Genomic DNA, 21,241 nt, shown 5'->3' on the forward strand with positions numbered 1-21,241 from the left:
TGGATAACGTAGCGCATGCGGAAATCTTCTTCGACCCGCAGACGCACACCGCGCGGGGCGTGCACATCGAGACCGTGATCAACGGTCTGCACCGTGCCTGCGCGGACGCGCGCAGCAGCCACGGCCTGTCTGCGTCGCTCATCCTGTGCTTTCTGCGGCACCTGAGCGAGGAGGATGCCCTCGCCACGCTGGAGCAGGCCCTGCCGCTGCTGGACCGCATCGTCGGCGTGGGGCTGGACAGTAGCGAGCGAGGCCACCCGCCCGAGAAGTTCGCCCGCGTGTTCGAGCGCTGCCGCGCCCTGGGCCTGCACGTGGTGGCCCATGCGGGTGAAGAGGGTCCGCCGGCCTATATCTGGAGCGCGCTGGACGTGCTGCAGGCCGAGCGCATCGACCACGGCGTGCAGGCCGTTCACGACCCGGCGCTGATGCGCCGACTGGCCGATGAGCGCATACCGCTCACCGTGTGCCCCTTGTCCAACCTGAAGCTGTGCGTGTTCCCGCGCCTGGCCGATCACAACCTGCTGCAGTTGCTGGAGGCGGGGCTGGCGGTGACCGTGAACTCCGACGATCCCGCGTACTTCGGCGGTTACGTCAACGACAACTTCACGCAGCTCTTCGCGGCGGTGCCGGCGCTCACGGCGCGCCATGCCTACCAGTTGGCCTGGAACAGCTTCGAGGCCAGCTTTGCCGCCGAAGCCGACAAGCGCGCATGGCACCACCGGCTCAAGGAGTGCTTCGAGCAGTTCACGGAGAACGACTGAGGTACCGCAGGGCGTGTCGCTCGCGCGCAGCCGGGTGCTAGGCATTCCGCTGCGTTGCGTCTATCCTGCGTTGGCCCGGGCCGGGGGACCGGCAGGGGTGCACCACAACAAAGGAGACAACGCATGCAAGAGAGAGTGACTCGTGCTGCGGCGCCACGCGCGCTGTTGGCGACGGCGGTCCTGGCCCTGCTGGCCGGCTGCGGGGGCAACGACGAAGCGGACGACGCGCCGCTGGCGTACCAGGCGGAGATCCGCCGCACCGCGATGGGCGTGCCGCACATCAAGGCCTCCAACTGGGCCGGCGGGGGCTTCGGTATGGGGTATGTCCAGGCGCAGGACAACCTGTGCACGCTGGCGGATGCGTTCCTCACCTACCGGGGCGAGCGCTCGCGCTACTTTGGCGGCAGCGCACAGCTGGTCTACAACAGCACCATCGGACGCCCGCGCAACATCGACTCGGACTTCTTCCACCGCCATGTGATCTCCGCCGACGTGGTGCAGAAGATGGCCGCGGCGCAGCCCGAGAATCTGCGGCAGATGGTCGAGGGCTTCGTGGCCGGCTACAACCAGTACGTGGACGTTGCCAAGAAAGGGACGGCCCACGCCGCCTGCCGCAGCGAGGCATGGGTGCAGCCCATCACGCAGGAGGACGTCTGGCGCCGCATGTACGCTGCCAACCTGGCGGGGGGGTACAGCAATTTCGTGGAGGCCATCGCCAATGCCGTCGCCCCTGCCGCAGCCAAGGCCGGCGCGGCGCAAGACGCGCAGACCGCCCCGTCCCTGGACCAGCGCCTGACCACACCTCCCGCCCTGCAGGTGGGCGGTGACGCGGGCATCGGCAGCAACATGTATGGCTTTGCGCCGGCGGCCACGGGCGAGTCCAGCGGCGTGATGTTCGGCAACCCCCACTGGTACTGGAAGGGGCCGGACCGGTTCTACCAGGCCCAGGTCACGATCGACAATCAGGTGAACGTCAGCGGCGTCGGATTCCTGGGCGTACCGCTGGTGCTGATCGGCTTCAACGACAACGTCGCCTGGAGCCACACGGTCTCCACGGCGCGGCGCTTTGGCTTCTTCCAGCTGCAGCTGCAGTCGGGCGACCCCACCACCTACCTGCGTGACGGCCAGCCGGTCAAGATGGCGCCGCGCAGCATCACCGTGTCCAGCCGCAATGCCGACGGCACGCTGAACGATGTGACGCGCACGCTGTACACCTCCGAGTACGGGCCGTTGGTCAACCTGGCGGGGCTCAACCCCGCTCTGGCCTGGAGCCAGAGTACGGCCTTCGCCATCCGTGACATCAACGGTGAGAACTTCCGCACCTTCCGCAACTGGATGCGCTGGAACCAGGCGCGTTCGCTGGAAGAGTTCATGGCCATCCAGAAGGAAGAGTCCGCGATTCCATGGGTCAACACGGTGGCCGTGGGGCGTGGCAGCGCGCGGGTCTGGTACGCGGACATCGGCGCGGTGCCCAACGTGTCGCCCGAGCAGGTGGCCGCGTGCACCACGCCGTTCGGCGCGGCCGTGGGTGCGGCGCTGCCCAACGTGCCGTTCTTCGACGGCTCGCGCAGCGCCTGCGACTGGCAGACCGATGCGGACTCCAAGCAAAAGGGCGCCATCGGCCCGTCGCGCATGCCCAGCCTGTTGCGCGAGGACTATGTGGGCAACATGAACGACAGCTACTGGCTGTCCAACGCGAATGCGCCGCTCACGGGATACCCGGCCATCTTCGGTCCCGCGGGCACGGCGGCGTTGACGTTGCGCACGCGCCTGGGCCACACCATGGCCCTGGAGCGGCTGGCCGGCACCGACGGCTACACCGGCAACAAGGCCAGCGCCGCCATCGTGCGCGACATGGTGCTGAACAGCCGCGTGTTCTCGGCCGAGCGGTTCAAGGACGAGATCCTGACGCTGATCTGCACGCCCTCGCAATGGATGGTGAACGGTGCCACGGTGGACGCCACGCAGGCCTGCGCCACGCTGCGTGCGTGGGACAACCGCGGGAACAAGGAGTCCCGGGGCTCCCATTTGTGGGACGAGTTCTGGACCCGCGTGCCCACCACCGGGCTGTACTCGGTGCCCTTTGACGCGGCCGACCCGCTGAATACCCCGCGCGGGATCAATGTGGCGGCCGTGACCGCGCTGCGCCAGGCCATGGCCACGGCCATCAGCCGCGTGGGGCAGAGCGGGTTCGCGCTGGATGCACCGCGCGGCGAAGTGCTGTTTGCCACCAAGGGCGGTGCCAAATTGCCGCTGTACGGCGGCTGTGGCGGCGTGGGCTACTTCACCATCACCTGTTCCGAGAACGACATCACGGCGGGCGGCTACCGCATGGACGGGCAGCCCCATGGCAACTCATACATGCAGGTGGTGAGCTTCCCGTCCAGCGGCGTGCAGGCCCACACCTTCCTGACGTTCTCGCTGTCCGACGACCCGGCATCGCCGCATTTTGGCGACTACACCAAGGCCTACAGCGCCAAGCAGTGGGTGCGCATGCCGTTCTCGGAGTCCGAGATCACGGGCCACCCGGACTACCGGACGACCACCGTCTCCGCCAGCGCCAAGTAACGGCGCGCCGGTGCCATGCGCACCGGCCGGGACGACCCTCCGTGCAAAGGCCCCGCCATGCGGGGCCTTTGTTCATGGAGCGGTGGGGAGGCGGTAGTTCACAGCGCGGTGCGCAGCCGCCAGATCTCGGGGAACAGCACCACGTCCAGCATCTTGCGCAGGTAGCTCACGCCGCCGGTGCCGCCGGTGCCGCGCTTGAAGCCGATTACGCGTTCCACCGTGGTCACGTGGCGAAAGCGCCAGAGGCGGAAGGCATCTTCCAGGTCGGTGAGCTCCTCGCCCAGCTGGTACAGGTCCCAATACCTTTGTGGATCGCGGTACACGGTCAACCAGGCCTGCTCCACGGCTTCGCTGGCCTCGTAGGGCTGGCGCCAGTCGCGCTCGGTATGGCTGGCCGGCACGGGCAGGGCGCGGCGCGCCAGCAGGCGCAGTGCTTCGTCGTAGAGCGAGGGCGCCTCGTAGGCCGCCTGCACCTGGGCCAGGCGCTCGGGGTGGTGGGCATGGGGCTGCAGCATGGCGCGGTTCTTGTTGCCCATGGCGAACTCGATGCACCGGTACTGGTAGCTCTGGAAACCGCTGGACTGGCCCAGGTACGGGCGCATGGCGGTGTACTCGGGCGGCGTCATGGTGGCCAGCACGTCCCAGGCGTGCACCAGCTGCTCGAGGATCTTGGACACGCGCGCCAGCATCTTGAAAGCGGGTGGCAACTCGTCACGCGCGATATGGGCGATGGCCGCGTGCAGCTCATGCAGCATGAGCTTCATCCACAGCTCGCTGGTCTGGTGCTGCACGATGAACAGCATCTCGTCGTGCGCGGGCGACAGGGGCTTTTGCGCGCCCAGCACGCTGTCCAGCTGCAGGTAGTCGCCATAGCTCATGCTGTGGCTGAAGTCGAGCTGTGCGCCCTCCTGGCGCACGATGGCTTCGGTGGCGCCGGAGGATGCGCTGGGGTGGTGGGGGCAGGTCATGGTCAGGTCACGGCGTTGAGGTGGTTGAACTCGGGCTTGCGCCATTCGCCGGATTCCAGCACCTGGCGCAGGTGCTGCACGGCATTCCACACGTCTTCAAATCCGACATGCAGCGGCGTGAAGCCAAAGCGCAGGATGTCCAGGTGCTTGCCGCCGTCACCCTTGCGGAAGTCGCCGACCACGCCGCGCGCGATCAGGGCCTGCACGATGGCGTAGGCCCCGCTGCCGACGCCCTGAACGCCCAGGCCCTCGCCACGTGTCAGGCACACCTGCGAACCGCGCGCCGCATGATCGCGCGGCGTCGCCAGTCCCAGGCCGTGGCCGGCGCAGTGCTCCTCGACCAGCGCGATGAATAGATCGGTCAGTGCGAGCGACTTGGCGCGCAGCGCCGCCATGCCGCCCAGAGGCTCGGCGGCGGTAAAGATGTCCAGCCCGCACTGCAGGGCCGACAGGCTCACGATGGGCTGCGTGCCGCAGAGGTAGCGTGCGATACCCGGTGCGGGCTGGTAGTCGGGCGTGAAGGCGAAGGGCGCGGCATGGCCGAACCAGCCCGACAGCGGCTGCGCAAATGTCGCATCCGGGCGGTCCGCCAGGCGCGGGTGCACCCACACGAAGGCGGGCGCGCCAGGGCCGCCGTTGAGGTACTTGTAGCTGCAGCCCACCGCATAGTCGGCGTTCGCGTCCAGCAGGTGCACGGGCACGGCGCCCGCGCTGTGGCACAGGTCCCAGACGCACAGAATGCCGTGGGCGTGCGCCTGCGCGGTCACGGCGGCCATGTCGTGCATGGCGCCGGTGCGGTAGTTCACGTGGGTGAGCAGCAGGACGGCGACCTGGGGCGTCAGCCGCGTGGCGATTTCCTCGGGCTCCACCAGCACCAACTCCAGTCCGTACTCCTGGCACACGGACTGGGCGATGTACAGGTCGGTGGGGAAGTTGCTGCGCTCGCTGACGAGCTGGGTGCGACCGGGATGGTCCGCGCGGGCCACGCGCGCGGCAGCCGACAGCACCTTGTACAGGTTGACCGAGGTGGTGTCGGTGAACACCACCTGGTCCGGCCCCGCGCCGATCCAGGGAGCGAACTGGTTGCCCAGGCGCTGCGGCAGGCTGACCCAGCCGGCCTTGTTCCACGAGGTGATGAGGTCCTGTCCCCATTCCTGCTGCACTACTTGGGCCACGCGCGCCGGCGTGGCGCGGGGCAGGGCGCCCAGGGAATTGCCGTCCAGGTAGATCACGCCCTCGGGCAGGCTGAAATGGTCGCGCAGGCTGCGCAGCGGGTCCTGCGCATCGCGTGTGCGGCACTCTTGCAAGGTAGTCATGTGGTTTGTGCTATTAATAAAGTAGCTGTTAGCGCTTACTGCATGAGCGTTAGAGGCCAAAACGGCTTAATGTTCATGCGCGCGGCGGCAGCGCACGCAGCACGGCGCGCACGGGCGATGCGTCGGCCGTGGTGAGCTTGAGCGGCAGCGCGATGAGTTCGTAGTCGCCCTCGGGCACATCGTCCAGCACCAGGTTCTCCAGCACGCGCAGGCCGCGCCGGCGGATCACCTGGTGGCTGGGCAGCGGCTTGCTGTCGGCGGGGTCGATGCTGGCGGTGTCGATGCCCACGAGCACTACGCCGGCGTCGGCCAGGCGCTCGATGGTGTCGGGCGCGTAGGCCGTGAGGCCCGCGTCCCAGCGGTCCACGGGCATGCGGGCGTAGGTGCGCACCAGCACCCGCGGCGGCAAAGTGCCCGTCATCGCATGGGCAATGTGGGTCCATTCGATGAGCGGCCCGCAGTCCAGCGCATGCACCACGCGGCAGGGGCCGATGAAGGCTTCCAGCGGCAGGGCGCCGATGGCTGCGCCGTCCGCTGCGTAGTGCAGGGGCGCGTCAGCGTGCGTGCCCACGTGGGGCGAGAGCGTGAGTGCACTCACGTTCACCGGGCAGCCGGGGCCCAGTGTGGCGCTCCACTGCTGCTGGTAGGGTGTATCGCCCGGGAACACCGGGCTACCCGCATGCACGGGGGCAGAGATGTCCCACAGCGCGGGCGATGGCGTGGAGGTGGCGGTCATGCCGCGCATGCTATGCGCGGCGGAGGGGCGGGTAAATGGTTTATCCCTGATGGGTGATTCATTTGGATAATCCATTCTCGCAGAGACATTTTTGGGTTAAATCATGCAAGCCGAGATCGACCGTACCGACCGCCAGCTGCTGCGCGCGCTGCAGGACAACGCCCGCCTGACCTCCGGCGAACTGGCCGAAATGGCGCACCTGTCGCAGTCGCCCTGCTGGCGGCGCGTGAAGCGGCTGGAGGACGCCGGGGTAGTGCGCGGCTACCACGCGCAGCTGGACCGGCGTGCGGTGGGGCTGGGTGTGATGGCTTTCGTGATGGTGGGCATCGACCACCAGACGGAGGCGCTGTCCGTGGCGTTCGAGGAGGCGGTGTGCGCCATTCCCGAAGTGGTGCTGTTCCACGGCATCTCGGGCCCCGCGGACTTCCTGCTGGTGGTCGTGACGACCGACCTGGACGCGTATTCCGAACTGCTGCAGCGGCGCCTGCACCGCCTGCCGGGCGTGCGCCAGGTACAGACCTATTTTTCGCTGCAGGAATTCAAGGGGCGCATCGGCGGGTTGCCCGTGTGAAAGCGGGTCCTGCGGCGTTCAGAGCACCAGCCCGTCCAGTGCCGGCAGATGGTGGCGCTGGCGGGCGCGATTGCAGGCAGCGCTGCCGGCTTCGAATTCGCGGCAGGGCGAGGGGCGCCACTCGTAGATGCCGCAGGCCGCGCGCAGGCCCACTTGGCCCGTGAGGGCCGAGCAGCGCGGCTGCGCATGGTCCGTGCCCCGCATGCGTGCAGTGTGGTCCGTGACCGGCACCACCAGCCCATCGGGAACGCAGCCGCCCAGCTCCTCCGTCTCATGTACCGAGAAGTCCACGCGAAAGCTGGCGCAGCAGGCGCCACAGGTCAGGCAGGGGTGAAGAGTGGTCATGGCGTACGTCGCAGGGGGTGTCATTGTGACGCGCCACAGGTCCTGATGTGCATCAATCCAGCAGCGTGCAGTTCCATTAGAATGAGAATTACTTTTATTCATTGACTGCAATACAACATGCTTCACACGGGGAATGACGCCGCGCAGCCGCGGGGGCTGGACACCTTGCCGCATGGCGTGCCGGCCACGGTTGCCGGGCTGCTGCCGGCGCAGGATGGCCGGTCGCAGGCCATGGTGCTGCGCCTGATGGAGATTGGTTTCCTGCCGGGCGAGCCGGTGCGCGTGATTGCCCGGGGCTTTCCCGCGGCCGACCCCCTGGCCGTTCGCGTGGGCCAGGCCACTTTTGCCCTGCGCCGCCATGAGGCGGCCCTGGTGCAGGTGCGCGTGGATGCGCTGGAGGCCGCGGCATGAGCACGGCGGCATCTCCCCTGCACATCGCGCTGCTGGGCAACCCCAACTGCGGCAAGACGGCGCTGTTCAATGTGCTGACCGGCGCACGCCAGAAGGTGGCCAACTACGCGGGCGTCACCGTGGAGCGCAAGGAAGGCCTGTTCACCACCGCCAGCGGCCGGCGCGTGCGCGTGTTGGACCTGCCCGGCGCCTACAGCCTGCACGCGCAGAGCCTGGACGAGGCCGTCACCCGCGATGTGGTCACCGGCCGCCGCCCAGGAGAGGCCATGCCCGAGCTGCTGGTCTGCGTGACCGATGCCACGCACCTGCGCCTGAACCTGCGCCTGGTGTTGGAGGCGCGCGACCTGGGCCTGCCCATGGTGCTGGTGCTGAACATGAGTGATATGGCGCAGCAGCAGGGCATCCAGATCGACCGCGAAGTCCTGGCGCGCGAACTGGGCCTGCCCGTGGTGACCACCGTGGGCGTGCGCGCCGACGGGGCGCGCGAGCTGCTGCAGTGGCTGGACACGGCCACCCCGCAGGCCGCCCGCGGCGCCGCCGTGGGCACACAGGCGCCACCGCCCGTCAATGCGCTGGAGGAAGACCGCCCGCAGCGCGTGCAGCAATTGCACCAGGAAGTGCGCCGCATCATGGGGCTGGCCGTGCGTGAGCCCGCGCTGCGCCTGCAGCGCGACGACCGTATCGACGCCGTGGTACTGCACCCGCTGTGGGGCACGCTGCTGCTGGCGGTGACGCTGTTCCTGATGTTCCAGGCCGTGTTCAGCTGGGCAGAGGTGCCCATGGGCTGGATCGAAGGCGCCACGGCCGCCGTGGCCGAATGGCTGAACGCCCACATGGCCGAGGGGCCGCTGCGCAGCCTGCTGGCCGACGGCGTGATCGCCGGCGCAGGCGGGGTGCTGGTGTTCCTGCCGCAGATCCTGATCCTGTTCTTCTTCATCCTGGCGCTGGAGGAATCCGGCTACCTGCCGCGCGCGGCCTTCCTGCTGGACCGCGTAATGGGCACCGTCGGCCTGTCGGGACGCTCGTTCATCCCGCTGCTGTCCAGCTTCGCTTGCGCGGTGCCGGGCATCATGGCCACGCGCTCCATTCCGGACTGGCGCGACCGGCTCGTCACCATCCTCATCGCGCCGCTGATGACCTGTTCGGCCCGCCTGCCGGTGTACGCGCTGCTCATCGCGGCCTTCATCCCCGATCGCACGGTGGCGGGGCTGTTCAACCTGCAGGGGCTGGTGCTGTTCGCGCTGTACCTGGGCGGCATCGTGAGCGCCATGGCCGTGGCGGCCGTTGCGCGGCTGGCGCGGCGCGGCGACGGCGCCACGCCGCTGCTGATGGAGCTGCCCGCCTACCGCTGGCCCAGCGTGCGCAACCTGGCGCTGGGGCTGTGGGAGCGCGCGGGCATCTTCCTGCGCCGCGTGGGCGGCATCATCCTGCTGGTCACCATCCTGCTGTGGTTCCTGTCGTCGTACCCCGCGCCGCCGGCGGACGCCACGGGGCCGGCCATCGAATACAGCTTCGCCGGGCGCATCGGCGCCGCGCTGGAGGTGATCTTCGCGCCCATCGGCTTCAATTGGCAGATCAGCATCGCCCTGGTGCCCGGCATGGCCGCGCGCGAGGTGGCGGTGAGCGCCCTGGGCACGGTGTACGCGATTGCCGCTTCGGCCGACGACACGGCCGCGCAGCTCGCGCCCATGCTGGCGGCGCAATGGTCGCTGGCCACGGCGCTGTCGCTGCTGGTGTGGTTCATCTTCGCGCCGCAGTGCGTCTCCACCATCGCCGCCGTGCGCCGCGAGACCAACGGCTGGCGCTGGCCGCTTGTCATGACGGGCTATCTCTTCGCACTGGCCTATGCGGCCAGCTTCATCACCTACCGCGTGGCCCTGGCGCTGGGCGGTGGTTGAAAACCGTCACCAAGGAGCAGAACCATGTGGCAAGACATTCTCACCGCCGTGATCGTGGCCGTGGCCGCCCTGGCGCTGCTGTGGCGCTGGCTGCCACAGCGCTGGCGCGCCCGCGCCGCGCGCGTGCATCCGGCACTGGCGCCCATGGCCAAGACCGGCAGCAGTTGCGGGGGCTGCAATGCCTGCGCCGGAGACCGCTGCGCGCCGGCACGCAAGCCCTGAAGCCGGGATAGCCCCGCCGCGGGCCTAAAAGCATAGCTGCCGGCGCTTTCCAGGCAAAGGTTTCAGTATCGAAACTATCTGAAATCATTGCCTGGCAAGCGCCAGCAGCTCTTCTTTTTGAAGAACCAATTCAAGCGGCCTGCGGCCACTCCTGCGTGTCGCCCAACGGCGGCAGGCCCAGCTTGGCGCGCGTGTCGTGGCAACCGTAGGAGGCGAACGGAAAGTCGCGGCACGGCTGGGGACGTTGGTCGTAGATGCCGCAGCCGATGCAGCCGTTGCCCAGGTCGGCCAGTGCCACGCAGCGCACGGGGTGGCGCTCGGTGCCGTTCATGCGGTAGCGGTTGCCTCCGGCCTCATGGGCCAGGGCGTCGGGCACGCGCCCGCCCATGGACTGCAGTTCATAGACGGAGAACTCCACGCGGTAGTTCTGGCAGCATGCACCGCAGTGCAGGCAGGGGTGGACGGGGACGGACATGCAGGTTCCTCGGGTTCTGGTGCATCGGCAAGGGGCCCCATCCCAGGTGCGACGCGCAGTCGGCACCGGGGATCGCGGGCGATCAGGGGGAGCGATGGGAGGGCGGGCATGCGCTGGGGCGCCTGCCGCGCAGAACCGGGCCGCTAGGTGTGGCCCTGGAGGAACTTCAGGTAGAAGGTATGAATGCGCACCTGCAGCGCATGCACGCGTGCCGCCATGCGCCGGGCGGCCGCGTGCAGTTCAGGCGCCAGCGGGCGCTGGCGGGCGGGGCAGGGTGGATGGCCCGGGCGCGTGGGGTGGAGTTGCGCCAGGGCCATGGGTGGGATGCGGGATGGGTTTAGACGCGGCCGAGCAGCAGGTACTCCATGAGTGCCTTCTGCACGTGCATCCTGTTTTCCGCCTCGTCCCAGACGACGGACTGGGGGCCGTCGATCACGTCGGCCATGACCTCCTCGCCGCGGTGCGCGGGCAGGCAGTGCATGAACAGCGCGTCGGGCTTGGCCACGGCCATCATCTCGGCGTCCACGCACCAGTCGGCAAAGGCCTTGCGGCGCGCTTCGTTCTCGGCCTCGTAGCCCATGCTGGTCCACACGTCGGTGGTCACCAGGTCGGCGCCGCGGCAGGCATCCATGGGATCGGCAAAGACCTTGTAGCAGCCCGCGCGGTGGGGCTTGCCGCCGAAGGCGAGCTTCTCGTCCACCTCGTAGCCGCCGGGGGTGCTCACGTGCACGGTGAAGCCCAGCAGATCGGCCGCCTGCAGCCAGGTGTTGGCCATGTTGTTGCCGTCGCCCACCCAGGCGACGACCTTGCCCGCGATCGAGCCGCGGTGCTCGATGTAGGTGAACAGGTCCGCCATGATCTGGCAAGGATGGAACTCGTTGGTCAGGCCGTTGATGACGGGCACGCGCGAGTATTCTGCGAAGCGCTCGATCTTGTCGTGGCCGAAGGTGCGGATCATCACCAGGTCGGTCATGCGGCTGATGACGCGCGCGCTGTCCTCGATGGGCTCGGCGCGGCCCAACTGGCTGTCGCCCGTGGTCAGGTGCACCACGCTGCCGCCCAGCTGGTACATGCCGGCCTCGAAGCTCACACGCGTGCGGGTGCTGGCCTTCTCGAAGATCATGGCCAGGGTGCGGTCGGCTAGCGGGTGGTACTTCTCGTAGCTCTTGAACTTGCCCTTGATGATGGCGGCGCGCGAGAACAGGTAGTTGTATTCGTCGGCGGTGAAGTCGGTGAATTGCAGGTAGTGCTTCATACGCGGTCGATCTTCTTCATTCAGACAGGAAGGTCTGCACCAGGGGTGTGAGCAGGGCGACGATCTCGTCGGCCTCTGCGCGCGTGAGTGTGAGCGCGGGCACCAGGCGGATCACGCGTTCGGCGGTCACCGACAGCAGCAGGCCGGCCTCGGCCGCGCGATCGATCAGCACGCCGCAGGGGCGGTCCAGCTCCATGCCGATGATCAGGCCCTGGCCGCGGACTTCGTTCACGCCAGCGGTCTCACCCAGTGCGCGCTGCAACTCGGCCTTCAGGTGGGCGCCCACGTCCGCGGCGTTCTGCAGCAGGCCGTCTTCTTCCATGATGCGGATGGTCTCCACACCCGCGCGCATGGCGAGCGGGTTGCCGCCGAAGGTGGAGCCGTGGTTGCCCGGCTTGAGCACCTGCGCGGCGGCGCCGTGCGCCAGCACTGCGCCCACGGGAACGCCCGAGCCCAGGCCCTTGGCCAGCGTCATCACATCCGGGACAATGCCGGCCCACTGGTGGGCAAACCACTTGCCGGTGCGGCCCATGCCGGCCTGCACCTCGTCAAGCATCAGCAGCCAGCCGTTGGCGTCGCACAGTGCGCGCACCTGCTGCAGGTAGTCCGTGCGCATGGGATGCAGGCCACCTTCGCCCTGGATGGGCTCCATCATCACGGCGACGATGTTGGCGTTGCCTTCGGTGGCCTCCTGCAGCGCCTCGATGTCATTCGGCGCCACGCGCAGGAAGCCCTCCAGCAGCGGGCCGAAGCCGTTGCGCACCTTGGGGTTGCCAGTGGCGGTCATGGTGGCGATGGAGCGGCCGTGGAAGGCATGGTCGTAGACCACGATCACGGGTTTTTCGATGCCCTTGTCCACGCCGTACTTGCGCGCGATCTTGATGGCAGCCTCGTTGGCCTCCAGGCCGGTGCTGCAGAAGAATACGTTGGTCATGTGCGCGCGCTCGGTCAGCAGCTGGGCCAGCTTTTCCTGTCCCGGCACATGGTAGTAGTTGGAGGTGTGGATCAGCTTGGCGATCTGGTCCTGCAGCGCCGGCACCAGCTTGGGATGGTTGTGGCCCAGCGTATTCACGGCAATGCCGCCCAGTCCGTCGAGGTACTGCTTGCCGTTCACGTCCCACACACGCACGCCCTGGCCTCGCTCCAGCGCGATGGGTACGCGGCCATAGGTGTTCATCACGTGGGGCGAGGCAGCCTCGACAAATGCGGTCATGCGGACATCTCCTGACAAGAGAGGGAAACGGGGAACAGCCCCAAAAAGGGAAATGCGATTCTAGGGGCTGCCCCCGCGCGCACCATTGAAGATTGCGCATCACAGTCATGCGCTGCGCTTGCGTTCAATGCTGGCAGGCGGTGCTGGGGCATTGGAGGGTAGCTCTTATATAAGAGTTAGAATCCGTGCCACGCCGACGCACAAGGTCGGCGCCCCTTACACGACCCGAACCCGATGGTTGCTCCCTCCTCCAAAGAAGTCTTCATCCAAGGCATTACCCTCGAAGGGAGGACCTTTCGGCCCAGCGACTGGGCCGAGCGCCTGGCGGGGGTCATGAGCCAGTTCCGCCCCGGCGGTGCCGTGCCTGGCAGCCACCTGAACTACTCCCCCTGGTGCATTCCTACCAGCATGAACGGAGTGAAGTGCGTGGTGGTCCACCGCGACCTGCAGGCGCACGAGCCCATGGCGTGGGACTTCGTGCTCAACTTTGCCAGAGACAACAACTTGCAGGTCGTCGAAGCCTGCCTGCTCCCCGATCCCAAGGCCTGACAACACAGGCCTTTTCTTTTGGGTGGGCGTGTGTGCCCCCGAGGTGCTGTGCCGAGCAGCGCCGGGCACAAAAAAAACCGCCTGGAGGCGGTTTCTCTGCTTTGCTGACAGCGCACCCGTTACAAACGGCGGGTGGCGAGCCACCCGGGCTGTTGGCCTGCGCGGGGCAGGCGGTGAATTTAGGCGGCTGCCAGAGCCAAGGCTTTCACCTTGGCGGACAGGCGGCTCTTGTCGCGAGCTGCCTTGTTCTTGTGGAAGATGCCCTTGTCGGCGATGGTGTCCAGCACGGACTGGGCCTTGGCGAACAACTCGGTTGCCTTGGTCTTGTCACCGGCCAGAACAGCCTTCTCGACGTTCTTGACGGCGGTGCGGTACTTGGAGCGCAGCGAGGTGTTGGCTGCGTTCAGCTTGAGGCCTTGGCGGGCGCGCTTGCGGCCCGATGCCAGGCGGGGGTTCTTTTTCTTTGGCTTTCCAGATGCCATGGTATGTGTTCCTTGTGTCTGAGGATGTTGTCAGCAAAGCCGGCCATTATAGCGCAGCCGCCATTTCGGGCGTGGCGCGACGCCAAACGCATACACTTGCGCCGGTGTCCCTGTTCAAAGCCGCTTCCACCGTATCGCTGTTGACCCTGGCCTCCCGCGTGACGGGCCTGGTGCGTGATCTGCTCATGGCCTCGATGTTCGGGGCCAACGTTCTGACAGACGCTTTCAACGTCGCTTTTCGCATTCCCAACCTGTTTCGCCGCTTGTTCGCGGAAGGGGCGTTCAGCCAGGCCTTCGTGCCCGTGCTGGCCGCGCACAAGGCGCAGCATGGCGATGAGGACACCCATGCACTCGTGAACGCCGTGGCCACGGCGCTGTTCTGGGCGCTGCTACTGACCTGCGTGTTGGGGGTGGTAGGAGCGCCGTTGCTCGTGTGGGCGCTGGCCAGCGGGTTGCGCCAGAGTCCGGAGGGGTTCGACGCCGCCGTGTTCATGACGCGCTGGATGTTCCCCTACATTGGATTCATGTCGCTGGTGGCCCTTTCGGCGGGCGTGCTCAACACCTGGAAGCGCTTTGGCGTGCCGGCCGCCACACCCGTGCTGCTGAACCTGTGCATGATCGCGGCCGCTTGGCTGGGCGCGCCACAACTGGCGGCGCGGGGCATAGAGCCCATCTACGCCATGGTGGGCGGGGTGATGGGCGGCGGGGTGCTGCAACTGGCGGTGCAACTGCCCGCATTGCGCCGCCTGGGGCTGCTGCCCCGCATCGGCATGACCTGGGGCAGGGTACGCAGTGCCTGGCAGGACCCAGGCGTGCGCCGCATTCTTACCCTGATGGCGCCGGCGTTGCTGGGCGTGGGGGTGGCGCAGATCTCGCTGATGATCAACACGCAGATCGCGTCCTATCTCACACCGGGCAGCGTGACATGGCTGTTTTATGCCGACCGCCTCATGGAATTTCCCACGGCCCTGCTGGGCGTGGCGCTGGGCGTGGTGCTCACGCCGCAGTTGTCGGCCGCCAAGGCTGCGGGGGATGGTGAACGCTACTCGGCCATGTTGGACTGGGGGCTGCGCATCGTGGTGCTGCTGGCCGTACCCTGCGCCGTGGGACTGCTGACCTTCGCAACGCCGCTGGTGGCCACGCTGTTCCACCATGGTGCGCTGAATGACGGCGACGTGCGGCAGATCTCCGTGGCGCTGGCAGGCTATGGAGCGGGGTTGCTGGGCCTGGTGGCCATCAAGGTGCTGGCGCCGGGTTACTACGCCAGCCAGGACATCCGCACGCCCGTACGCATCGCCATCGTGGTGCTGGTGGCCACGCAGATCATGAATGCCGCGCTGGTGCCCCTGCTGGCGCACGCGGGGCTGGCGCTGTCGATTGGCCTGGGTGCGCTCATCAACGCCCTGTGGCTGCTCACGGGGCTGCTGCGGCGGGGAAGCTTTCGCCCGCGCGAAGGCTGGGGCCGGTTTGCGCTGCAGGTGATTGCCGCCAGTGCGCTGCTGGCCGTGTTCCTGCTCTGGGCCTCCCACCACTTCGACTGGCTGGCGCTGCGGGCGCACAGCCTGCAGCGTGCGGGACTGCTGGCGCTGCTGCTCGCTGCATCGGCCGCGCTGTACTTTGGCGCGCTGTGGGCCTGCGGGCTCAAGCTGCGCCAGCTGTTGCGCCGCTGAAGGGAGAGGGCGCATGGCGTTGAGCTATTCCGTTCCCACGCCGCTGGAGTATTTCGCGTCGCTGGTCCAGGTGCCGCAGGACGGCACCATCGCGTTGCTGGAGTCGGCCGCCTGCATCGCGCAGGACGAATATCCGCGCCTGGATGTGCAGCAGTTCCTGGACGAGATGGACCGCCTGCAGGCGCGGCTGCAGAGGCGCATTGCGCAGGATGCCGAACCGCTGCTGCGGCTCAATCTGCTCAACCAGTTCTTCTTTGGCGAACTAGGCTTTGCGGGCAATCTCAACGACTACTACGCGCCGGGCAACAGCTATTTGCACATCGTGCTGGAGAAGCGGCGCGGCATTCCCATCTCGCTGGCGGTGCTGTGGCTGGAGCTGGCGCAGGGCGTGGGCCTGCGTGCGCACGGGGTGGCCTTTCCCGGGCATTTCCTGGTCAAGGTGCTCATGCCCACGGGCCAGGTCGTGATGGACCCGATGACGGGGCTTTCCCTCTCGCGCGAAGCGCTGGGGGAGCGGCTGGAGCCTTTTCGCCGCGGACACGGACCGCTGGAGGACGAAGCTCCGCTGGGCCTGTATCTGCAGGCCGCCACGGAGCGGGACATTCTTGCGCGCATGCTGCGCAATCTGAAGGAAATCCACCGCGCGCGCCAGGACTGGAGTCGCCTGGTGGCGGTGCAGGACCGGCTCATCGTGTTGCTGCCCGATGCCTGGAGCGAGTGGCGCGACCGCGGCCTGGCGTATGCGGAGAGCGGCGCATCCCTGCAAGCGCTGGAGAACCTGGAGACCTATCTGGCCCATGCTGAGGGTGCCGAAGATGCCCCTGCGATCGCACAGCGCGTGAAAGAACTGCGCCGTTTCTGATCCAGGCCAAGCGTGCCATGTGACAAAAACATGGCAAAAGCGCACCATGTCATGTGCTGGACACGAAGAGTTGTCACCATCTTCTGCCTGCTGAGAAGGTACCAGTCATGCCGCATATATCCGAGATCAATTCCCACGAACTCATGGAACGCATCGCCGACGATCTGGCCGACGGCTATGACGAGGAGTTGGAGCTGGAGATCGAGGACCGCGCCTTCGATGAGCACGGCCTGCAGGCGCCCGTGGACCGGCTGGCACGCCAGCAATATTTCCGGGAGCTGTTCCGCCTGCAGGGCGAGCTGGTCAAGCTGCAGGACTGGGTGCAGCACTCAAGGCAGAAGGTGGTGGTGATCTTCGAGGGGCGCGATGCCGCCGGCAAGGGCGGGGTGATCAAGCGCATTACGCAGCGGTTGAACCCGCGCGTGGTGCGCGTGGCTGCGCTACCTGCGCCCAATGACCGCGAGCGCACGCAGTGGTACTTCCAGCGCTATGTGGCGCACCTGCCCGCGGCAGGCGAGATCGTGCTCTTTGACCGCAGTTGGTACAACCGCGCGGGCGTCGAGAAAGTGATGGGCTTTTGCACGGAGGAGGAGTACGAGGAGTTCTTCCGCAGCGTGCCGGAGTTCGAGAAGATGCTCGTGCGCTCAGGCATCCGGCTCATCAAGTACTGGTTCTCGATCTCCGACGAGGAGCAGCACCTGCGGTTCCTGGGGCGCATCCACGACCCGCTCAAGCAGTGGAAACTGAGCCCCATGGACCTGGAGAGCCGCGTGCGCTGGGAGGAATACACCAAGGCCAAGGAGGCGATGCTGGAGCGCACCCACATCCCCGAGGCCCCCTGGTGGGTGGTGCAGGCGGTGGACAAGAAGAAAGCGCGCCTCAACTGCATCGCCCACTTGCTGGAGCAGCTGCCGTATGCCGATGTGCCGCATACCGAGGTGGTGCTGCCCGACCGCGTGCGCCACCCGGACTACCTGCGCCAGCCCACACCCGGCAGCATGATCGTGCCCGAGCGGTACTGACGATTGACGACTGGGCGGGTGATCCTGTCCACGCCAAGGCAAGCGGAGGCCGGGGGAGCCGAGCACCTTGGGGCGCTCGGACGTGCCTTTAAGCGGCCTTGACGGCCAATACCGGGCAATCGACGTTGAGCAGGATCTCCTGCGCCATGCTGCCCAGCAGCAGCTTGCCGACGGGCGAGCGTTTGCGCAGGCCGATCACCAGCACGGATACCTGCAGCGCCGCGACCATTTCCTCGATCTCCTCGATGGTGCTCTTGCCGCGCACGAACTGCTTGAACTCGGCCTCGATCGGCAGCGTGGCCAGGCGCTCCTCCACACGTTCGGCCTCGTAGCCGTTGACGATGCTGGGGTCTTCCTGGCGCCCGCCGGGGCCGGCGTTGACGACGACCAGGCGTTCATTGCGACGGGTGGCGATTTCGATGCCCTTGTCCAGCGCGGCCCGGCCTTCGGGGCGTGGAACGTAGGCGACGAGAATGGTCATGCAAAGTCTCCCTTATGGCTGTGATGACGATGTGTCTGGCGCACTGCGCGCCAGCCGCCAGAATAGCCCAACATCGCCGGCGTTGGCGAGTGTCAACCCGGGTGCGGGGCGCGCGATGGGGGCCAGGCGCCGCGGCGGACGCGGGAAGAGGTTTTGGGGGTGAAAAAGCCCTGCAGCGCTTGCTGGATAAGCGCTGGCAGCTATGGTTTTTGCGGAGCGGCGGTTATACCAGCCGCGCGGCTTCCAGTTCTTTCTTCAGGTAGGCGTAGAACAGCGGTGCCGCCACCAGCCCCGCAGGGCCGAAGACGGCTTCGGCCACGAACATCACCGACAGCAGCTCCCACACGCCCATGTGGGTGCGCCGCCCGACGACCTTGGCATTGATCACGTACTCGGCCTTGTGGATCAGGATCAGGAAGGCCAGGCAGGCCACGGCCGCAACGGGCGATACCGACAGTCCCACCAGCGTGATGACCGCGTTGCACAGCAGGTTGCCCACGATGGGCACCAGGCCGGCCACGAAGGTCAGGGTGATCAGCGCGGGGGTGTAGGGCAGGTCCAAGTCCCACAGGGGCAGCACCAGCAACAGGAACAGTGCGGTGAGCAGCGTGTTGAAGGCGGCAATCCAGAACTGCGCCGCGACGATCTGACGGAAGGCCTCTCCCATACGCGCGATGCGCAGCACCAGCTCTTGTGCCAAGGGGCCGCGTGAAGCGCCCACGCTGCGTACGGCGGCCAGTGCCCCGATCAGCAGGCCCACATAGGCATACAGCAGGCCCGTGAGCCAGGCGCGCCCCGCCATGGCCAGGGCGCCGGCCTTGGCGGCCAGATAGGCGGCGATGGTGCGCTGGATTTCGGCGGCGCCTTCGGGCAACTGGGCCGCAATGTCGGTGGGCAGCTTCAGCCGCAGTTCCAGCACGGTGCGGGCCAGGAAGTCCAGCAGTTCGCGGTATTGCTGGGGGGCGTCGACGATATAGGTGCGCGAATGCGACAGCGCCAGCGCCAGCAGCAGCAAGGGAGACAGCATGACCAGCGTGGCGGCTGCCGTCTGGCCGCGGGTTGCCATGCTGTTCGCCGTGCGCGACGGGAACCACGCCAAGCGTGGCGCCAGCCAACGCGTGAGCAGAAAACCCAGGCACACGCACAGCAGCCCGGGCAGCAGCCCGCGCAGCATCACCAGCAGCAGCGCGGCGCCCATCAGCACGTAGCTGGCGATCACCACGCCCCGCGTGGCGGGCGCGAATGGCGGCCTCAGGGCGGCAGGCGTGGCGGCGGAGCCTTGCGGCGGCTGACCCGAAGGCATCGTGCCAATCGCGCTGGATCAGCCCACGACGACGGCGGCGCCGTCGCCACGCTCGGCAATGGCACCGATGGCGTACACCGCCTCGCCCAGCGCGCGCAGCGTGGCGGCCGTGGCATCGGCGGCCTCCGCCGGCACGACCACCACCATCCCGATGCCGTTGTTGAACGTGCGGTTCATCTCGATGTCGTCGATGCCGGCGGTCTTTTGCAGCCAGGCGAACAGTTCGGTCTGCGGCCAGCTGCCGGCCTTCAGGTGGGCGGCCGTGCCTTCGGGCAATACCCGCGGAATGTTCTCCAGCAGGCCACCACCGGTGATGTGGGCCAGGGCCTTGATCGGATGCTGTGCCAGCGCGGCCAGCACGTTCTTCACGTACAGGCGCGTGGGCTCCATGACGGCGGCCTTGAAGGATTTCCCGTCCAGCGTGTCGGGCAGCGTGCCGGCGGCCGCAGCGCGCTCGATGCACTTGCGCACCAGCGAAAAACCGTTGGAATGCACGCCGCTGGAGGCCAGGCCCAGCACCACGTCGCCGGGTTTCACCGTCTGGCCGGTGAGGATCTTCGACTTCTCGACCGCGCCCACGGCAAAGCCGGCCAGGTCGTATTCACCGTCGGGGTACATGCCGGGCATCTCGGCCGTCTCGCCGCCGATCAGTGCGCAGCCGCTCAGCTCACAGCCACGGGCGATGCCCCCCACCACTGCGGCGGCGGTGTCCACGTCCAGCTTGCCGCAGGCGAAGTAGTCCAGGAAGAACAGGGGCTCGGCGCCCTGTACCAGCACGTCGTTGACGCTCATGGCCACCAGGTCGATGCCCACGGTGTCGTGCATGTTCCACTCGAACGCCAGCTTGAGCTTGGTGCCCACGCCGTCGGTGCCCGAGACCAGCACCGGCTCCTGGTAGCGCTTGGGCACCTCAAACAGCGCGCCGAAGCCGCCGATGCCCGCCATCACCCCCTCGCGCAGGGTCTTCTTGGCCAGCGGCTTGATGCGCTCGACCAGCGCGTCGCCTGCGTCGATGTCGACGCCGGCGTCTTTGTAGGAGATGGGAGTGGAGGGGGCAGAGGAACTCATGGGATGTGCGTCAGTGCTGAGGGCCGCGGTCGGCGGGCCGGAAAGCGGGGATTTTAAGGGTCCGCCCGGGCGTGCCGCGAATGCCCCCGCGCGGCGGGCTGCGCCGCACGCGGCCCGGGCTCGGGTCGTCTGGGCCATCGACGCACTAAAATCGCGGGTTGCACGCCCTGCGTGCCGCCCGCTTCCCGGGTGCCTCCGTGGTTTCGCGGCGGTGAACCGCGGCGCGTCCCCTACCTTGCCTCCCATGCCATCCACTCCATCCCGTTACGGCCCGGCCACGCTCCGCATTGCGCGCGGAGGCCGGGGCGCGCCGCATTTGCGCGGGTGGCGCTCGCCATGAAGCAGCTGGCCCTGGACATTGGCCTGGTGACCGGCCCCACGCTCGACAACTTCCATGCCGGGCCCAACGCGCAGGCACTGCAGCACCTGCGACTGGCGGTGGCCGGTGGCGCCGCGCCGCGCTCGCCCGTGCCCACCTACCTGTGGGGCGAAACGGGCACCGGCAAGTCGCACCTGCTGCGGGCCACGTACGAGGCGCTGCGCGGGCAGGGCGCCAGCGTGGGCTGGCTCGACGCTTCCGTGGCGCTGCCCTCGGCCTTCGACGAGCGCTGGAGCGCGGTGTTGCTCGACGAGGTACACCTGTACACCACGGCGCAGCAGGCGGCGGCTTTCAACTGGTTCGTCAACGCCATCAACCCCACCGAAGGAGCGCCCCGCTGGGTACTGGCCGCGGGCGACCTGCCGCCGGCCGACCTGCCGCTGCGCGACGACCTGCGCACACGGCTGGGCTGGGGCCACGTGTTCCAGCTCCAGCTGCTGGATGAGCAGGAGCGCCGCGCCGTGCTGCGCCAGCAGGCCGACGCGCGCGGCATCTTCCTGGCCGATGAGGTCATGAACTACATGCTGGGCCGCTTTTCGCGCGACCTGGGCAGCCTCATGCAGCTGCTGGACCGGCTCGACAGCTTTGCGCTGCGCACGCAGCGCGCCGTCACCGTCCCGCTGCTCAAGACCATGCTGGAGACCGAGTAGCGCGCGGCCATCGGTGCAGGGCGCTTTCATCCACCC

At 67.7% G+C, this 21,241-nt stretch carries 22 protein-coding genes and 1 pseudogene; 11 read left to right on the forward strand and 12 right to left on the reverse strand.

The features are described 5' to 3' along the window. Nucleotides 1-2: 2 nt before the first annotated feature. A pseudogene (gene add / locus I3K84_RS00005) lies at nucleotides 3-761 on the forward strand (adenosine deaminase); the annotation flags it as partial. A gap of 123 nt (nucleotides 762-884) precedes the next feature. Then, nucleotides 885-3,329 (forward strand): penicillin acylase family protein, encoded by a 2,445-nt coding sequence (locus I3K84_RS00010; protein WP_196995266.1) that lies wholly within the window; start codon nucleotides 885-887, stop codon nucleotides 3,327-3,329. Between the two features lie 98 nt (nucleotides 3,330-3,427). Here I3K84_RS00010 and kynA read toward each other — a convergent pair whose 3' ends face one another. The 3 genes from kynA to kynB form a co-directional block, all read right to left on the reverse strand. Next, complete coding sequence (gene kynA, locus I3K84_RS00015) at nucleotides 3,428-4,297, reverse strand: tryptophan 2,3-dioxygenase (protein ID WP_196995267.1); 870 nt, start codon at nucleotides 4,295-4,297, stop codon at nucleotides 3,428-3,430. Nucleotides 4,298-4,299: 2 nt separating this feature from the next. Next, nucleotides 4,300-5,613, reverse strand: a complete 1,314-nt coding sequence (kynU, locus tag I3K84_RS00020) for a kynureninase (RefSeq protein ID WP_196995268.1) — start codon at nucleotides 5,611-5,613, stop codon at nucleotides 4,300-4,302. A 73-nt stretch (nucleotides 5,614-5,686) separates the two neighbouring features. Further along, the gene (gene kynB, locus I3K84_RS00025; RefSeq protein WP_370567760.1) at nucleotides 5,687-6,358 is read right to left on the reverse strand and encodes an arylformamidase; all 672 of its coding nucleotides are present in this window, start codon (nucleotides 6,356-6,358) and stop codon (nucleotides 5,687-5,689) included. A gap of 94 nt (nucleotides 6,359-6,452) precedes the next feature. Here kynB and I3K84_RS00030 point away from each other — a divergent pair, with 94 nt between their 5' ends. Then, nucleotides 6,453-6,920 (forward strand): Lrp/AsnC family transcriptional regulator, encoded by a 468-nt coding sequence (locus tag I3K84_RS00030; protein WP_015913819.1) that lies wholly within the window; start codon nucleotides 6,453-6,455, stop codon nucleotides 6,918-6,920. 18 nt (nucleotides 6,921-6,938) lie between these two features. Here I3K84_RS00030 and I3K84_RS00035 read toward each other — a convergent pair whose 3' ends face one another. After that, on the reverse strand, nucleotides 6,939-7,265 hold the full coding sequence (locus tag I3K84_RS00035; RefSeq protein ID WP_123675997.1) for a YkgJ family cysteine cluster protein: 327 nt from the start codon (nucleotides 7,263-7,265) through the stop codon (nucleotides 6,939-6,941). Between the two features lie 117 nt (nucleotides 7,266-7,382). On the opposite strand from I3K84_RS00035, the gene I3K84_RS00040 reads away from it, so the two are divergent. From I3K84_RS00040 to I3K84_RS00050, 3 genes are read left to right on the forward strand one after another with little or no spacing between them, the layout of a single operon-like run. Then, the gene (locus I3K84_RS00040) at nucleotides 7,383-7,676 is read left to right on the forward strand and encodes a FeoA family protein (protein ID WP_015913817.1); all 294 of its coding nucleotides are present in this window, start codon (nucleotides 7,383-7,385) and stop codon (nucleotides 7,674-7,676) included. After that, nucleotides 7,673-9,574, forward strand: coding sequence for a ferrous iron transporter B (locus I3K84_RS00045; protein WP_196995269.1), 1,902 nt, complete (start codon nucleotides 7,673-7,675; stop codon nucleotides 9,572-9,574). The genes I3K84_RS00040 and I3K84_RS00045 overlap by 4 nt, the downstream gene beginning before the upstream one ends. 24 nt (nucleotides 9,575-9,598) lie before the next feature. Further along, nucleotides 9,599-9,796, forward strand: coding sequence for a hypothetical protein (locus I3K84_RS00050; RefSeq protein WP_011806146.1), 198 nt, complete (start codon nucleotides 9,599-9,601; stop codon nucleotides 9,794-9,796). Between the two features lie 130 nt (nucleotides 9,797-9,926). Here I3K84_RS00050 and I3K84_RS00055 read toward each other — a convergent pair whose 3' ends face one another. The 4 genes from I3K84_RS00055 to I3K84_RS00070 all read right to left on the reverse strand — a co-directional run bounded on the left by I3K84_RS00055 (nucleotide 9,927) and on the right by I3K84_RS00070 (nucleotide 12,739). Further along, complete coding sequence (locus I3K84_RS00055; RefSeq protein ID WP_011806145.1) at nucleotides 9,927-10,271, reverse strand: YkgJ family cysteine cluster protein; 345 nt, start codon at nucleotides 10,269-10,271, stop codon at nucleotides 9,927-9,929. A gap of 143 nt (nucleotides 10,272-10,414) precedes the next feature. After that, on the reverse strand, nucleotides 10,415-10,588 hold the full coding sequence (locus tag I3K84_RS00060; protein WP_172734563.1) for a hypothetical protein: 174 nt from the start codon (nucleotides 10,586-10,588) through the stop codon (nucleotides 10,415-10,417). A gap of 20 nt (nucleotides 10,589-10,608) precedes the next feature. Continuing rightward, on the reverse strand, nucleotides 10,609-11,526 hold the full coding sequence (argF, locus tag I3K84_RS00065; RefSeq protein WP_011806144.1) for an ornithine carbamoyltransferase: 918 nt from the start codon (nucleotides 11,524-11,526) through the stop codon (nucleotides 10,609-10,611). 16 nt (nucleotides 11,527-11,542) lie between these two features. Beyond that, complete coding sequence (locus I3K84_RS00070; RefSeq protein WP_011806143.1) at nucleotides 11,543-12,739, reverse strand: aspartate aminotransferase family protein; 1,197 nt, start codon at nucleotides 12,737-12,739, stop codon at nucleotides 11,543-11,545. Between the two features lie 234 nt (nucleotides 12,740-12,973). Here I3K84_RS00070 and I3K84_RS00075 point away from each other — a divergent pair, with 234 nt between their 5' ends. Then, nucleotides 12,974-13,288, forward strand: coding sequence for a DUF3579 domain-containing protein (locus I3K84_RS00075; RefSeq protein WP_011806142.1), 315 nt, complete (start codon nucleotides 12,974-12,976; stop codon nucleotides 13,286-13,288). Nucleotides 13,289-13,467: 179 nt separating this feature from the next. Here the strand turns inward: I3K84_RS00075 and rpsT are convergent, their stop codons facing one another. Then, the gene (rpsT, locus tag I3K84_RS00080) at nucleotides 13,468-13,770 is read right to left on the reverse strand and encodes a 30S ribosomal protein S20 (RefSeq protein WP_011806141.1); all 303 of its coding nucleotides are present in this window, start codon (nucleotides 13,768-13,770) and stop codon (nucleotides 13,468-13,470) included. Nucleotides 13,771-13,874: 104 nt separating this feature from the next. On the opposite strand from rpsT, the gene murJ reads away from it, so the two are divergent. The 3 genes from murJ (at nucleotide 13,875) to ppk2 (ending at nucleotide 17,324) form a co-directional block, all read left to right on the forward strand. Beyond that, entirely contained in the window at nucleotides 13,875-15,440 is a 1,566-nt protein-coding gene (gene murJ, locus I3K84_RS00085) for a murein biosynthesis integral membrane protein MurJ (protein WP_047350742.1), read from the forward strand. 13 nt (nucleotides 15,441-15,453) lie between these two features. Further along, nucleotides 15,454-16,302: a SirB1 family protein gene (locus I3K84_RS00090; RefSeq protein ID WP_196995270.1), complete on the forward strand. Its 849-nt coding sequence runs from the start codon at nucleotides 15,454-15,456 to the stop codon at nucleotides 16,300-16,302. 107 nt (nucleotides 16,303-16,409) lie between these two features. Further along, the gene (ppk2, locus tag I3K84_RS00095) at nucleotides 16,410-17,324 is read left to right on the forward strand and encodes a polyphosphate kinase 2 (protein ID WP_011806138.1); all 915 of its coding nucleotides are present in this window, start codon (nucleotides 16,410-16,412) and stop codon (nucleotides 17,322-17,324) included. A gap of 88 nt (nucleotides 17,325-17,412) precedes the next feature. On the opposite strand, the gene I3K84_RS00100 is transcribed toward ppk2, so the two are convergent. The 3 genes from I3K84_RS00100 to purM all read right to left on the reverse strand — a co-directional run bounded on the left by I3K84_RS00100 (nucleotide 17,413) and on the right by purM (nucleotide 20,176). After that, nucleotides 17,413-17,805 carry a universal stress protein gene (locus I3K84_RS00100; protein ID WP_011806137.1) on the reverse strand — a complete coding sequence of 131 codons (393 nt, stop codon included), beginning with the start codon at nucleotides 17,803-17,805 and terminating at the stop codon, nucleotides 17,413-17,415. A 223-nt stretch (nucleotides 17,806-18,028) separates the two neighbouring features. Next, a complete protein-coding gene (locus I3K84_RS00105) occupies nucleotides 18,029-19,108 on the reverse strand; it encodes an AI-2E family transporter (RefSeq protein ID WP_011806136.1) in 1,080 nt (359 codons plus the stop codon). Nucleotides 19,109-19,126: 18 nt separating this feature from the next. Further along, complete coding sequence (gene purM, locus I3K84_RS00110) at nucleotides 19,127-20,176, reverse strand: phosphoribosylformylglycinamidine cyclo-ligase (RefSeq protein WP_196995271.1); 1,050 nt, start codon at nucleotides 20,174-20,176, stop codon at nucleotides 19,127-19,129. 336 nt (nucleotides 20,177-20,512) lie between these two features. Here purM and hda point away from each other — a divergent pair, with 336 nt between their 5' ends. After that, the gene (hda, locus tag I3K84_RS00115; protein WP_011806134.1) at nucleotides 20,513-21,205 is read left to right on the forward strand and encodes a DnaA regulatory inactivator Hda; all 693 of its coding nucleotides are present in this window, start codon (nucleotides 20,513-20,515) and stop codon (nucleotides 21,203-21,205) included. Nucleotides 21,206-21,241 lie beyond the last annotated feature (36 nt).

The sequence above is a fragment of the Diaphorobacter sp. JS3051 genome (genome assembly GCF_015832135.1).
GTDB classification, from domain to species: Bacteria; Pseudomonadota; Gammaproteobacteria; order Burkholderiales; family Burkholderiaceae_C; genus Diaphorobacter; species Diaphorobacter nitroreducens.

Coding starts and splice junctions, on each gene's coding strand:
- I3K84_RS00045 (WP_196995269.1), top strand. CDS start 7,673: ATGAGCACGGCGGCATCTCCCCTGCACATCGCGCTGCTGGGCAACCCC.
- kynA (WP_196995267.1), bottom strand. CDS start 4,297: ATGACCTGCCCCCACCACCCCAGCGCATCCTCCGGCGCCACCGAAGCC.
- rpsT (WP_011806141.1), bottom strand. CDS start 13,770: ATGGCATCTGGAAAGCCAAAGAAAAAGAACCCCCGCCTGGCATCGGGC.
- I3K84_RS00050 (WP_011806146.1), top strand. CDS start 9,599: ATGTGGCAAGACATTCTCACCGCCGTGATCGTGGCCGTGGCCGCCCTG.
- I3K84_RS00030 (WP_015913819.1), top strand. CDS start 6,453: ATGCAAGCCGAGATCGACCGTACCGACCGCCAGCTGCTGCGCGCGCTG.
- I3K84_RS00075 (WP_011806142.1), top strand. CDS start 12,974: ATGGTTGCTCCCTCCTCCAAAGAAGTCTTCATCCAAGGCATTACCCTC.
- I3K84_RS00055 (WP_011806145.1), bottom strand. CDS start 10,271: ATGTCCGTCCCCGTCCACCCCTGCCTGCACTGCGGTGCATGCTGCCAG.
- I3K84_RS00035 (WP_123675997.1), bottom strand. CDS start 7,265: ATGACCACTCTTCACCCCTGCCTGACCTGTGGCGCCTGCTGCGCCAGC.
- argF (WP_011806144.1), bottom strand. CDS start 11,526: ATGAAGCACTACCTGCAATTCACCGACTTCACCGCCGACGAATACAAC.
- I3K84_RS00060 (WP_172734563.1), bottom strand. CDS start 10,588: ATGGCCCTGGCGCAACTCCACCCCACGCGCCCGGGCCATCCACCCTGC.
- I3K84_RS00010 (WP_196995266.1), top strand. CDS start 885: ATGCAAGAGAGAGTGACTCGTGCTGCGGCGCCACGCGCGCTGTTGGCG.
- I3K84_RS00105 (WP_011806136.1), bottom strand. CDS start 19,108: ATGCCTTCGGGTCAGCCGCCGCAAGGCTCCGCCGCCACGCCTGCCGCC.
- hda (WP_011806134.1), top strand. CDS start 20,513: ATGAAGCAGCTGGCCCTGGACATTGGCCTGGTGACCGGCCCCACGCTC.
- kynU (WP_196995268.1), bottom strand. CDS start 5,613: ATGACTACCTTGCAAGAGTGCCGCACACGCGATGCGCAGGACCCGCTG.
- I3K84_RS00070 (WP_011806143.1), bottom strand. CDS start 12,739: ATGACCGCATTTGTCGAGGCTGCCTCGCCCCACGTGATGAACACCTAT.
- kynB (WP_370567760.1), bottom strand. CDS start 6,358: ATGCGCGGCATGACCGCCACCTCCACGCCATCGCCCGCGCTGTGGGAC.
- I3K84_RS00040 (WP_015913817.1), top strand. CDS start 7,383: ATGCTTCACACGGGGAATGACGCCGCGCAGCCGCGGGGGCTGGACACC.
- purM (WP_196995271.1), bottom strand. CDS start 20,176: ATGAGTTCCTCTGCCCCCTCCACTCCCATCTCCTACAAAGACGCCGGC.
- I3K84_RS00090 (WP_196995270.1), top strand. CDS start 15,454: ATGGCGTTGAGCTATTCCGTTCCCACGCCGCTGGAGTATTTCGCGTCG.
- ppk2 (WP_011806138.1), top strand. CDS start 16,410: ATGCCGCATATATCCGAGATCAATTCCCACGAACTCATGGAACGCATC.
- I3K84_RS00100 (WP_011806137.1), bottom strand. CDS start 17,805: ATGACCATTCTCGTCGCCTACGTTCCACGCCCCGAAGGCCGGGCCGCG.